The organism is Streptomyces sp. NPDC005803 (genome assembly GCF_040630435.1).
Taxonomy (GTDB): domain Bacteria; phylum Actinomycetota; class Actinomycetes; order Streptomycetales; family Streptomycetaceae; genus Streptomyces.
The window spans coordinates 1-12,497 of sequence record NZ_JBEXXO010000025.1 but is presented as its reverse complement, the minus strand read 5'-3'; the positions used below and the strand labels follow the sequence as shown (position 1 = coordinate 12,497).

Sequence of the window (12,497 nt, the reverse complement as noted above, 5' to 3'; positions counted from 1 at the left end):
GCCGGACGGACCCGCACCGGCGCCCCCGTGGCTGCCTCCGCCCACGGAACTGGCCTCCGCGCGACCGCGATCCTACTGGCCGGGCCTTCGTGGCGGATCCGCCGTTCACCCCTCCCGGTAGGGTTGCGCGCGCATCGCGCGCAACCGCGAACCAGGTGGCGCGCAACCGCGGACCAGGGGGACCAGAGACGTGAGTACGACCGCAGCGACCGGCTTCTGCCGCGTCACTGTCGTGGCACCCGACAGCCGGATCGACGTCGCACTGCCCCAGGACCTCGCCGTCGCCGACGTCTGCCCGGAGATCCTCCGCCTCACCGGCCAGGCCCAGGCCGTCGCCACTCCCACCGGATACCACCTCGTACGACGCGACGGCACCGTCCTCGACGGCGCCCGCACCCTCGCCGCCCAGCAGGTGCTCGACGGGGAGATCCTCAGCCTGCGCCCGTTCGCCGACTCGCTGCCGCCCGCCGTGTTCGACGACGTCTCGGACGCCGTCGCCTCGGCCGTCAGCCGCGACCGCCACCTGTGGAGCGACGACCTGCTGCGCGGCGCCGGCCCTGCGGGCGCCGCGACCCTGCTCGTCCTGCTGGGCCTCGTCCTCTGGTTCGCCGACCCCGTCCGCCACGACACGCACAGCCTGCCCGGTGTCATCGCGGGCGCCGTCGGAGCGCTGCTCACCGCCTTCGCAGGGGTGCGCGCCCGGGTCTACGGGGACCGGATCACGGCCGTCGCGCTCGGCCTCGCCGCCCAGCCCCTCCTGCTCCTCGCGGGCTCCGGCGTCATCGGCCCGGACGCCGGCCAGGGCCCGGGCAGGCTCCAGCTCCTGATCGGCTGCGTGACCGTGCTGGTCGCCTCCGTCGTCCTGGTCGCCGTCACCCCGAGCGGCGACGCCCCGTTCGTCGCGACGGCCTTCCTCGCCACCGCGGGCACCCTGGCCGTCTTCGCCGCGATCCTCACCGGGTGCTCGGCCGCCGCTGCCGCCGCCGTCTGCGCCCCGGCAGCCATCGGACTCGTCGCCTTCCTGCCCGGCCTCTCGGCCCGCTTCGCCCGGCTCCCCATCGGATACGCCCCGCAGCGCACCCCCCGCACCGGCCACGACGACCCCTTCGCCGATCCGGACGCCGGCCACCGGGACGCCCCCGTCGACACCGCGGACATCGCGGCGCGGGCGCGGCGCGGCCACGAACTCCTGCTCGGCCTCGTCGGAGGCTGCGCCGCCCTCGTCGTCGCGTCCGCCGCGGTGCTCGGCTTCTCCGGCGACGCCTGGGGACAGCTCCTGGCCCTGGCCGCGGGACTGGCCATGCTGCTGCGCGCCCGGCTCTTCCGCTACACCTCGCAGGTCGTGTGCGTGCTCGCGGCGGGCCTCGGCGCCCTCGCCCTGCTGATCCTCGGCCTCGCGCTGCGTCCGCCCGCCGACCTCGTGGCGGCGCTCGCCCGGTACGGAGACCGCGGCTCCCTCGACCTCCGTACGGTCTGGCTCTCCGCGGCCGTCGCCGCCGGGGCGGCCCTGCTCACAGCGGCCGCACTGATCGTTCCCCGCAAGGGGCTCTCCCCGTTCTGGGGCCGGGTCCTGGACCTGGCGGAGAGCGCGCTCCTACTCTCCCTGGTCCCGCTCTGCCTGGCGGTCCTCGACGTCTTCGCGCGCGCGAGGTCCCTCACGGGCTGAGGCCCGTCGGGGCCGCTCCGGACGGCTGGTAGTCTGGCTGTGGCCGTTTGTGTACGCGTTCCCGGTCGATTCTGGGGACTGCGCTCATCGGACCTTCGCTCCCGAGTCACTCAAGCTCCCCTGAGATCAAGACCAGGGGCACTCGTGGGCGCATCGAACACCAAGAGGAGTACCGCGTGCCGCTCGACGCCGCTACGAAGAAGCAGATCATGACCGAGTTCGCGCAGAAGGAGGGCGACACCGGTTCCCCCGAGGTTCAGGTCGCCATGCTCTCGCGCCGCATCTCGGACCTGACGGAGCACCTCAAGACGCACAAGCACGACCACCACTCCCGTCGTGGTCTGCTGATCCTGGTCGGCCAGCGTCGCCGCCTCCTGCAGTACCTGGCCAAGAAGGACATCCAGCGCTTCCGTGCGCTCGTCGACCGCCTCGGCATCCGCCGTGGCGCGGCCGGCGGCGCCAAGTAAGGACGCTGTGACAGGGAGCGGTGCCCACTTCCAGGGGGCCGCTCCCTTTGCCGTACGTGCGGTACCGGGGGCAACCTCAGTAACCTGGACGTACGACAACAGACGAGGAGAGGCGCGCCACGGCCGCCGCCGGTCCTCGGTAGTGGCCCCCGGGACAACGCCCGGGAGCTTCGATCGAAGACCGGCCCCGCACACAAGGCGCGCTTCTCCGCACCGTCCCGCGCCACACGGGCGTCAGGACGAAAGACGACGAGTATGGAGAAATCACTAGTGGAGAACGAGACCCACTACGCCGAGGCCGTCATCGACAACGGCACCTTCGGCACCCGCACCATCCGCTTCGAGACGGGCCGCCTGGCCAAGCAGGCCGCCGGCTCCGCCGTCGCGTACCTGGACGACGACACCATGGTGCTGTCGGCCACCACCGCTTCCAAGCGGCCCAAGGACAACCTCGACTTCTTCCCCCTCACGGTGGACGTCGAGGAGCGGCAGTACGCGGCCGGCAAGATCCCCGGCTCCTTCTTCCGCCGTGAAGGCCGGCCCTCCGAGGACGCGATCCTCACCTGCCGCCTGATCGACCGCCCGCTGCGCCCCTCCTTCAAGAAGGGCCTGCGCAACGAGATCCAGATCGTCGAGACGATCATGGCGCTCAACCCCGACCACCTGTACGACGTGGTCGCGATCAACGCCGCCTCCGCCTCCACGATCCTGGCGGGCCTGCCCTTCTCCGGCCCCATCGGCGCCACCCGCGTCGCCCTGATCAAGGGCCAGTGGGTCGCCTTCCCGACGCACACCGAGCTCGAGGACGCCGTCTTCGACATGGTCGTCGCCGGTCGCGTCCTGGAGGACGGCGACGTCGCGATCATGATGGTCGAGGCCGAGGCCACCGAGAAGACCATCCAGCTCGTCAAGGACGGCGCCGAGGCCCCGACCGAAGAGGTCGTCGCCGCCGGTCTGGAAGCCGCGAAGCCCTTCATCAAGGCGCTCTGCAAGGCCCAGTCCGACCTCGCCGCCAAGGCCGCCAAGCCCACCGGCGAGTTCCCGGTCTTCCTCGACTACCAGGACGACGTCCTGGAGGCGCTCACCAAGGCCGTCAGCACCGAGCTCTCCAAGGCGCTCACCATCGCCGGCAAGCAGGAGCGCGAGGCGGAGCTCGACCGCATCAAGGAGATCGCGGGCGAGAAGCTCCTCCCGGCCTTCGAGGGCCGCGAGAAGGAGATCTCCGGTGCCTACCGCGCGCTGACCAAGAAGCTGGTCCGCGAGCGCGTCATCAAGGACAAGGTCCGCATCGACGGCCGCGGCGTCACGGACATCCGTACGCTCGCCGCCGAGGTCGAGGCCATCCCGCGCGTGCACGGCTCGGCGCTGTTCGAGCGCGGCGAGACCCAGATCCTGGGCGTCACCACCCTCAACATGCTCCGCATGGAGCAGCAGCTGGACACCCTCTCCCCGGTGACCCGCAAGCGCTACATGCACAACTACAACTTCCCGCCGTACTCCGTCGGTGAGACCGGCCGCGTGGGCTCGCCCAAGCGCCGCGAGATCGGCCACGGCGCGCTCGCCGAGCGCGCCATCGTGCCGGTGCTGCCGTCGCGCGAGGAGTTCCCCTACGCGATCCGCCAGGTCTCCGAGGCGCTGGGCTCCAACGGCTCGACGTCCATGGGCTCGGTCTGCGCCTCCACCATGTCCCTGCTGAACGCCGGTGTGCCCCTCAAGGCCGCCGTCGCCGGTATCGCCATGGGCCTGATCTCGCAGGAGATCGACGGCAAGACCCACTACGTCGCCCTCACCGACATCCTCGGTGCCGAGGACGCGTTCGGTGACATGGACTTCAAGGTCGCCGGTACGAAGCAGTTCGTCACCGCCCTCCAGCTCGACACCAAGCTCGACGGCATCCCCGCCTCGGTCCTGGCCGCCGCGCTGAAGCAGGCACGGGACGCGCGCCTCCACATCCTCGACGTGATGAACGAGGCCATCGACGTCCCGGACGAGATGTCCCCGAACGCCCCGCGGATCATCACCGTCAAGATCCCGGTGGACAAGATCGGTGAGGTCATCGGCCCCAAGGGCAAGATGATCAACCAGATCCAGGAGGACACCGGCGCCGACATCACGATCGAGGACGACGGCACCATCTACATCGGTGCCCAGCAGGGTTCGCAGGCCGAGGCCGCCCGCGCCACGATCAACGCCATCGCCAACCCGACCATGCCGGAGGTCGGCGAGCGCTACCTGGGTACGGTCGTCAAGACCACCACCTTCGGTGCGTTCGTCTCCCTGATGCCCGGCAAGGACGGCCTGCTGCACATCTCGCAGATCCGCAAGCTCGCCGGTGGCAAGCGCGTGGAGAACGTCGAGGACGTGCTCGGCGTCGGCGCCAAGGTCCAGGTCGAGATCGCGGAGATCGACTCCCGCGGCAAGCTCTCCCTCATCCCCGTCGTCGAGGGTGAAGAGGACGAGAAGAAGGACGACACCGACAAGTGACGTCCCGTAGTTCCGTGACGACGGCCCGCCCCTCCTCGGAGGGGCGGGCCGTCGCCCGTACCCAAACGCTTCTCAAGGGCACCAACGGCATCGGCACGGTCCGCCGCACAGTCCTCCCCGGCGGCCTGCGCATAGTCACCGAGACGCTGCCCTCCGTACGCTCCGCCACCTTCGGCATCTGGGCCAACGTCGGGTCACGCGACGAGACCCCGGCGCTGAACGGCGCGACCCACTACCTCGAACACCTCCTCTTCAAGGGCACCGCCAAGCGCAGCGCCCTCGACATCTCGTCCGCGATCGACGCGGTCGGCGGCGAGATGAACGCCTTCACGGCGAAGGAGTACACCTGCTACTACGCGCGGGTCCTCGACACGGACCTGCCACTGGCCATCGACGTCGTCTGCGACATGCTGACCGGCTCCCTCATCACCTCCGAGGACGTCGACGCCGAGCGCGGCGTCATCCTCGAAGAGATCGCGATGACGGAGGACGACCCGGGCGACTGCGTGCACGACCTGTTCGCGCACACCCTGCTCGGCGACACCCCGCTCGGCCGCCCGGTCCTCGGCACCGTCGACACGATCAACGCCCTGAACCGCGGCCAGATCGCCCGCTTCTACAAGAAGCACTACGACCCCACCCACCTGGTCGTCGCCGCGGCCGGCAACGTCGACCACGCCACGGTCGTGCGCCAGGTCCGCAAGGCCTTCGAGCGCGCCGGAGCGCTCTCCCGCACCGACGCCGTCCCGACGGTGCCGCGCGAGGGCTCCCGCACACTGCGCACCGCGGGCCGGGTCGAACTGCTGAACCGCAAGACCGAGCAGGCCCACGTGGTCCTCGGCATGCCGGGACTGGCCCGCACCGACGAGCGCCGCTGGGCGCTCGGCGTACTCAACACCGCCCTCGGCGGCGGCATGAGCTCCCGCCTCTTCCAGGAGGTACGGGAGAAGCGCGGCCTCGCCTACAGCGTCTACTCGTACACCTCGGGCTTCGCGGACTGCGGACTCTTCGGCGTGTACGCGGGCTGCCGGCCCAGCCAGGTCCACGACGTCCTCAAGATCTGCCGCGACGAACTCGACCGCGTCGCGTCGGACGGACTCGACGACGAGGAGATCAGCCGCGCGATCGGCCAGCTCTCCGGCTCCACCGTCCTCGGCCTCGAGGACACCGGCGCCCTGATGAACCGGATCGGCAAGAGCGAACTGTGCTGGGGCGAGCAGATGTCGGTCGACGACATGCTGGCCCGCATCGCGCAGGTGACCCCCGACGACGTCCGCTCGGTGGCGGGCGAGGTCCTCGGACACCGCCCCTCGCTCTCCGTCATCGGCCCGCTCAAGGACAAGCAGGCCGACCGCCTCCACGAATCCGTCGCCTAGAGGGTGTGGTGAGAGTCCCGGCCGCCCCGCGACGGGCCGGACGGCGCTCCTCTCACCACCCCCTCAGGGGACGTCCCCCAGCCACCTAGTCACCCGAAAGAAGCAGGCATGAGCAAGCTGCGCGTGGCCGTTCTCGGTGCCCGGGGCCGCATCGGCTCCGAAGCGGTACGAGCCGTCGAGGCCGCCGACGACATGGAACTGGTGGCCGCACTCGGCCGCGGCGACAAGCTGGAGACCCTCGCGGACTCCGGCGCCCAGGTCGTCGTCGAGCTCACCACCCCCACGTCGGTGATGGAGAACCTCGAGTTCTGCACCGGACACGGCATCCACGCCGTGGTCGGCACCACCGGCTGGACCGACCACCGGCTCGCACAGCTGAACACCTGGCTCTCCGGCTCGCCGGAGACCGGTGTGCTCATCGCGCCGAACTTCTCCATCGGCGCGGTCCTCACGATGAAGTTCGCGCAGCAGGCCGCCCGCTACTTCGAGTCGGTCGAGGTCATCGAGCTGCACCACCCCGACAAGGCCGACGCCCCCTCCGGCACCGCCGCACGCACCGCCCAGCTGATCGCCGAGGCCCGCCGGGAGGCGGGCTGTGCGCCTCAGCCGGACGCCACGGCGACGGCACTGGACGGGGCGCGCGGCGCCGACGTCGACGGGATCCCGGTCCACTCGGTCCGGCTCCGCGGCCTCCTGGCCCACCAGGAGGTGCTGCTCGGCGGCGAGGGCGAGACCCTCACCATCCGGCACGACTCCCTGCACCACAGCAGCTTCATGCCGGGCATCCTGCTCGGAGCACGCCGCGTGGTGACCACTCCTGGCCTCACCTTCGGCCTGGAAAACTTCCTCGACCTGAACTGACTGAGCCCACCGCCATGCGCGCAAAGATCACTTACGTCGTCACCGCTGCCGTCCTGGTCTTCTACTTCGTCCTGGTCGGCAGCCGAGGTGTCCTGCTCATCAGGCACGGCACGCTGCTCACGGTGACCTTCGGGGTCGCCGTGCTGATCCTTCCGGCCATCGGCATCTGGTTCCTGTGGAAGAACACCCAGTTCGTCCGGAGGGCCAACGCCCTGGCCGCCGAGCTCGACGCCGAGGGCGGTCTGCCCGTCGACGACCTGCTCCGTACCCCGAGCGGCCGTATCGACCGGGACTCCGCCGACGCGGTGTTCGCCCGACGCCGGGAGGAGACGGAGGACACGCCGGACGACTGGCGCTGCTGGTTCCGCCTCGCTGTCGCCTACCAGGACGCCCGGGACACCCCCAGGGCCCGCAAGGCCATGCAGCGGGCCATCGCCCTCCACCGCAGCCGCACACCGGCCTCGCCGGCCCCGTCCGGCCAGTAGGGCCTGCCCGCCCAGAACAGGACCGTCCGGCGTTCGAGCTCGAACGCCGGACGGTCCTGCTGTCTGCCGGGGGCGGTAACCCCTCGGTACTCACTGCTGCCGGTACTCGTCCCCCCACGCCTCGATCGTGTCGGCGGCCCGGTCGAACGCCTCGCCGCGCGCCAGGAAGTCCGCGTTGGAGTCGGTGAGCAACGGCGGCACCGCGTCCCCGCCCTTGCGGACGACGATCAGGGCCTGACCCTGCACGGTGCGCGGGAACCCGAGCCACTTGACCGGCTGCTGCACCGTACGCACCGCGGCGGCGCGGCTCCACGGCACCGTCGTCGTCCGGAAGAAGGCCACCCGGCGCACGCCGTGCCGGCTCACCCAGGCGCCGATGCGCAGCATCCGCAGGGCACAGAGGATCACCGCGAGGGCGAGCGCCAGGCACGCGCCGGCCCCGGGCATCGCCCCGGCGAACGCCGTGATCATCCCGGCGAACAGGATGAACGAGGCGAGCAGCAGCAGACCGGCCGAGGCCGCGACACGCCAGGGCCCGGGGCGGTAGGGGCGCCGCCAGCTGTCGTGGTCGTCGAACGGCAGCGCGACGTCGTCAGCGCTCGCGTCAAACGCGCGGTCGGCCGTCAGAAAGGGCAGGGGCACGACTGATCCTCACTCACAAGCACGCTCGATTGCTGTGCCCGGTGAGGCTACCGAGGAGGCGGCCGACCGGGCCACCCCAGGGGGTCCGGTCGAGTCAGCGACCCTGTGCGGCCTCGGTCTGCTGGTGGTGCAGCGGCGACTGCTCGGGAGCCAGGGCGGGCAGGCCGAGCAGCAGCGAACCGGCGAGTCCGGCGATCACGGCGAGGCCGGTCAGGGTGCGGCCCGCCTTCTGGGAGAGGGAGGCGCGCTCCCGCGGGGGCGGAGTGACGTTACTGCGGAATCGGTCGGCCTCGGCTACGAACGAGAACGGGACGGATTCACGCCGGCGGAACATGAGGTAACTCTCCTTGAACTCTGATTCGGGCAGTGCTATTGAGTCAGACGCATAACGAGCCCGATCGGTGCCCCGAATCGCCGGATCGTCCGAAGAAATCCCCGGACGGGCGGTGGGGACGGTGTTGTCGGTGGCGGCCCGTAGAGTGGGCGCCGCCCGAGCGACGCCATTGGAAGGACCCCGCCGGTGACCGAGACCCCCGAACCCGCAAAGCCCAGCTTCCGCAGCGATGTCACCGTTGACCTGGTGAAACACGCCGCCGGCGACTCCGACGTACTGTTCGCCGCCCGTGTGTCCACGGCCGGTGAGCAGTCCCTCGAAGAGGTCACCAAGGATCCTGAGCGGTCCAAGGGGCTCATCAACTACCTCATGCGGGACCGGCACGGCAGCCCGTTCGAGCACAACTCGATGACCTTCTTCATCAGTGCCCCGATCTTCGTGTTCCGCGAGTTCATGCGGCACCGCGTGGGCTGGTCGTACAACGAGGAGTCGGGCCGCTACAGGGAGCTGGAACCGGTCTTCTACGTCCCGGGGGAGTCCCGCAAGCTCGTCCAGCAGGGCCGTCCCGGCAAGTACGAGTTCGTCGAAGGCACGCAGGCGCAGGCCGAGCTCACCGGCCGCGTCATGGAGGACTCCTACCGCCAGGCGTACGAGGCCTACCAGGAGATGCTGGCCGCCGGAGTGGCCCGTGAGGTCGCCCGTGCGGTCCTCCCGGTCGGCCTCTTCTCCTCGATGTACGCCACGTGCAACGCCCGCTCGCTGATGCACTTCCTCGGCCTGCGTACGCAGCACGAGCTCGCGAAGGTTCCGTCGTTCCCGCAGCGGGAGATCGAGATGGTCGGCGAGCAGATGGAGGCGCACTGGGCGCGGCTGATGCCGCTCACCCATGCAGCGTTCAACAAGAACGGACGCGTTGCCCCGTAGGCGGTGTCCGTATTGCGGCGTTTCGTGAAGTTCATCTAGGCTGATCAAACGGACCCGGCACTGCTTGAACCCCCGAGCAGGCAGTGCCGGGCTCCTCTTGCTTGTCCCCCCGAGGGGACATTGAGCGCCGAGCAACGAGTAGCGTGTTACCCATGGCTCCGATCTCCACTCCGCAGACCCCCTTCGGGCGGGTCCTCACCGCTATGGTCACGCCCTTCACGGCGGACGGCGCACTCGACATCGATGGCGCCCAGCGGCTCGCCACCCATCTGGTGGACGCAGGCAACGACGGCCTGATCGTCAACGGCACCACCGGCGAGTCCCCGACCACCAGCGACGCGGAGAAAGACCAGCTCGTCCGGGCTGTGCTGGAGGCGGTCGGAGACCGGGCGCACATCGTCGCCGGCATCGGGACCAACGACACCCGCCACAGCGTCGAGCTCGCCCGGACGGCCGAGCGCACCGGCGCCCACGGCCTCCTCGCGGTCACGCCGTACTACAACAAGCCGCCGCAGGAGGGTCTCCTCCGTCACTTCACCGCGATCGCGGACTCCACCGGTCTGCCGGTGATGCTCTACGACATCCCCGGCCGCAGCGGCGTGCCGATCGACACGGAGACCCTGGTCCGACTGGCCGAGCACCCGCGCATCGTGGCCAACAAGGACGCCAAGGGCGACCTCGGCCGCGCCAGCTGGGCCATCGCCCAGTCCGGTCTGGCCTGGTACTCGGGCGACGACATGCTGAACCTGCCGCTCCTGTCGGTCGGCGCGGTCGGTCTCGTCTCCGTCGTGGGCCACGTCGTCACGCCGGAGCTGCGAGCCCTCGTCGAGGCCCACCTCGGCGGAGACGTACAGAAGGCGACGGAGATCCACCAGAAGCTGCTGCCGGTGTTCACGGGCATGTTCCGCACCCAGGGTGTGATCACCACCAAGGCCGCACTGACCCTCCAGGGCCTCCCGGCGGGCCCGCTGCGCCTCCCTCTGGTGGAACTCAGCGCACAGGAAACGGCGCAGCTCAAGATCGACCTGGCCGCCGGTGGGGTACAGCTGTAACCACAGACTTCACAACTGAATAAGCGAAGAACCTTCGCGACAGAGCAACACCCAAGACAACAGCAAGTGCACGAATGACATGCGCGCCACGTGCCCAAGCGGTACGTGGCGTGCGTGGTAAGGAGAGTCTTTTGAGTCATCCGCATCCTGAACTCGGCACCCCGCCGAAGCTCCCGAAGGGCGGCCTGCGGGTCACCCCCCTCGGCGGCCTCGGCGAAATCGGCCGCAACATGACGGTCTTCGAGTACGGCGGCCGCCTGCTCATCGTCGACTGCGGCGTTCTCTTCCCCGAGGAGGAACAGCCGGGGATCGACCTGATCCTTCCGGACTTCACCACCATCCGGGACCGCCTCGACGACGTCGAGGGCATCGTCCTCACGCACGGACACGAGGACCACATCGGTGGTGTCCCGTATCTGCTGCGCCTGAAGCCGGACATCCCGCTCATCGGCTCCAAGCTGACCCTCGCGCTCATCGAGGCCAAGCTCCAGGAGCACCGGATCCGTCCGTACACCCTTGAGGTCAAGGAGGGACAGCGCGAGCGCATCGGGGTCTTCGACTGCGAGTTCATCGCGGTCAACCACTCCATCCCGGACGCTCTCGCGGTCGCCATCCGCACGCCTGCGGGCATGGCCGTCGCCACCGGCGACTTCAAGATGGACCAGCTTCCGCTGGACGGCCGCCTCACCGACCTGCACGCCTTCGCCCGGCTGAGCGAGGAAGGCATCGACCTTCTGCTCTCCGACTCGACGAACGCGGAGGTCCCGGGCTTCGTACCGCCCGAGCGGGACATCCAGAACGTCCTGCGCACGGTCTTCGCCAACGCGCAGAAGCGCATCATCGTGGCGAGCTTCGCCAGCCATGTGCACCGCATCCAGCAGATCCTCGACACGGCGCACGAGTACGGCCGCAGGGTCGCCTTCGTCGGACGCTCGATGGTCCGGAACATGGGCATCGCCCGTGACCTGGGCTATCTGAAGGTCCCCGCGGGCCTGGTCGTCGACGTCAAGACCCTCGACGACCTGCCGGACGACGAGGTGGTGCTGGTCTGCACCGGCTCGCAGGGCGAGCCGATGGCGGCCCTGTCCCGGATGGCCAACCGCGACCACCAGATCCGCATCGTCCAGGGCGACACCGTCATCCTGGCGTCGTCGCTGATCCCGGGTAACGAGAACGCGGTCTACCGCGTGATCAACGGCCTGACCCGCTGGGGCGCCAACGTCGTCCACAAGGGCAACGCCAAGGTCCACGTCTCGGGCCACGCCTCGGCCGGCGAGCTGCTGTACTTCTACAACATCTGCAAGCCGAAGAACCTGATGCCGGTCCACGGCGAATGGCGCCACCTCAGGGCCAACGCCGAACTGGGCGCCCTCACCGGCGTCCCGAAGGACCACATCGTCATCGCCGAGGACGGCGTGGTCGTCGACCTGATCGACGGCAAGGCCAAGATCGTCGGCAAGGTCCAGGCCGGTTACGTGTACGTCGACGGCCTCTCGGTCGGCGACGTCACCGAGACCTCCCTCAAGGACCGTCGCATCCTCGGGGACGAGGGGATCATCTCCGTCTTCATCGTGGTCGACAGCTCCTCCGGCAAGATCGTGGGCGGCCCCCACTTCCAGGCCCGGGGCTCCGGCATCGACGACTCCGCGTTCAGCGCCGTCGTGCCCAAGGTCGAAGAGGCCCTGAACAAGTCGGCCCAGGACGGCGTCATGGAGCCGCACCAGCTCCAGCAGCTCGTCCGTCGCACGGTGGGCAAGTGGGTCTCCGACACCTACCGCCGGCGCCCGATGATCCTCCCCGTCGTCGTCGAGGTCTGACCGCGACAGGCGCGAACTGCGGAGCGGGGCCCCCGATTTGCATCGGGGAGCCCCGCTCCAGTAGGTTTACGGCTCCGCCTCACCGGGAAGCGCCGGGCACACCTGTGCGCCGCGAGCTCCGGAGGAGGATGGAAATTCCGACTCAGAACCTCTGATAAAGTCGGGTCCGCCGAAAGGCAAGGCCACTTCAACGGCCACTGGAATTCAAATCGGACCGGAAACGGAACGAATTGGTTCTGGTAAGGTTGAAATCGCTGGAAAGGAAAACGCGAAAGCGGTCTCCTTGAAAGCAATCCCGCTTCGACCGGGAATCGGACACGAAAGAGTCTGATAGAGTCGGAAACGCAAGACCGAAGGGAAGCGCCCGGAGGAAAGCCCGAGAGGGTGAG

At 69.5% G+C, this 12,497-nt stretch carries 11 protein-coding genes; 9 read left to right on the top strand and 2 right to left on the bottom strand.

Features of this window, described 5'->3' with window-relative positions; all coding sequences use genetic code 11:
* The first annotated feature begins 190 nt into the window (after positions 1-190).
* From eccD to ABZ454_RS29640, 6 genes are all read left to right on the top strand, one after another.
* Positions 191-1,666, top strand: a complete 1,476-nt coding sequence (eccD, locus tag ABZ454_RS29665; protein WP_359542508.1) for a type VII secretion integral membrane protein EccD — start codon at positions 191-193, stop codon at positions 1,664-1,666.
* A gap of 176 nt (positions 1,667-1,842) precedes the next feature.
* Positions 1,843-2,133 (top strand): 30S ribosomal protein S15, encoded by a 291-nt coding sequence (gene rpsO / locus ABZ454_RS29660; RefSeq protein WP_018551846.1) that lies wholly within the window; start codon positions 1,843-1,845, stop codon positions 2,131-2,133.
* A 270-nt stretch (positions 2,134-2,403) separates the two neighbouring features.
* Positions 2,404-4,617 (top strand): polyribonucleotide nucleotidyltransferase, encoded by a 2,214-nt coding sequence (locus tag ABZ454_RS29655; protein WP_356324566.1) that lies wholly within the window; start codon positions 2,404-2,406, stop codon positions 4,615-4,617.
* Positions 4,614-5,993 (top strand): pitrilysin family protein, encoded by a 1,380-nt coding sequence (locus ABZ454_RS29650; RefSeq protein WP_356324534.1) that lies wholly within the window; start codon positions 4,614-4,616, stop codon positions 5,991-5,993. Before ABZ454_RS29655 ends, ABZ454_RS29650 begins: the two co-directional genes overlap by 4 nt.
* 108 nt (positions 5,994-6,101) lie before the next feature.
* Positions 6,102-6,854 (top strand): 4-hydroxy-tetrahydrodipicolinate reductase, encoded by a 753-nt coding sequence (dapB, locus tag ABZ454_RS29645; protein ID WP_359542502.1) that lies wholly within the window; start codon positions 6,102-6,104, stop codon positions 6,852-6,854.
* A 14-nt stretch (positions 6,855-6,868) separates the two neighbouring features.
* The gene (locus ABZ454_RS29640; RefSeq protein ID WP_359542499.1) at positions 6,869-7,339 is read left to right on the top strand and encodes a tetratricopeptide repeat protein; all 471 of its coding nucleotides are present in this window, start codon (positions 6,869-6,871) and stop codon (positions 7,337-7,339) included.
* 90 nt (positions 7,340-7,429) lie between these two features.
* On the opposite strand, the gene ABZ454_RS29635 is transcribed toward ABZ454_RS29640, so the two are convergent.
* Together ABZ454_RS29635 and ABZ454_RS29630 are read right to left on the bottom strand one after the other, a co-directional pair.
* On the bottom strand, positions 7,430-7,981 hold the full coding sequence (locus tag ABZ454_RS29635) for a hypothetical protein (RefSeq protein ID WP_356325980.1): 552 nt from the start codon (positions 7,979-7,981) through the stop codon (positions 7,430-7,432).
* Positions 7,982-8,075: 94 nt separating this feature from the next.
* On the bottom strand, positions 8,076-8,315 hold the full coding sequence (locus ABZ454_RS29630) for a hypothetical protein (RefSeq protein WP_356325982.1): 240 nt from the start codon (positions 8,313-8,315) through the stop codon (positions 8,076-8,078).
* A gap of 186 nt (positions 8,316-8,501) precedes the next feature.
* On the opposite strand from ABZ454_RS29630, the gene thyX reads away from it, so the two are divergent.
* The 3 genes from thyX to ABZ454_RS29615 all read left to right on the top strand — a co-directional run bounded on the left by thyX (position 8,502) and on the right by ABZ454_RS29615 (position 12,108).
* Positions 8,502-9,239, top strand: coding sequence for an FAD-dependent thymidylate synthase (thyX, locus tag ABZ454_RS29625; protein ID WP_356325984.1), 738 nt, complete (start codon positions 8,502-8,504; stop codon positions 9,237-9,239).
* Positions 9,240-9,391: 152 nt separating this feature from the next.
* Entirely contained in the window at positions 9,392-10,291 is a 900-nt protein-coding gene (gene dapA / locus ABZ454_RS29620; RefSeq protein ID WP_356325986.1) for a 4-hydroxy-tetrahydrodipicolinate synthase, read from the top strand.
* A gap of 131 nt (positions 10,292-10,422) precedes the next feature.
* Entirely contained in the window at positions 10,423-12,108 is a 1,686-nt protein-coding gene (locus ABZ454_RS29615; RefSeq protein WP_356325988.1) for a ribonuclease J, read from the top strand.
* Positions 12,109-12,497 lie beyond the last annotated feature (389 nt).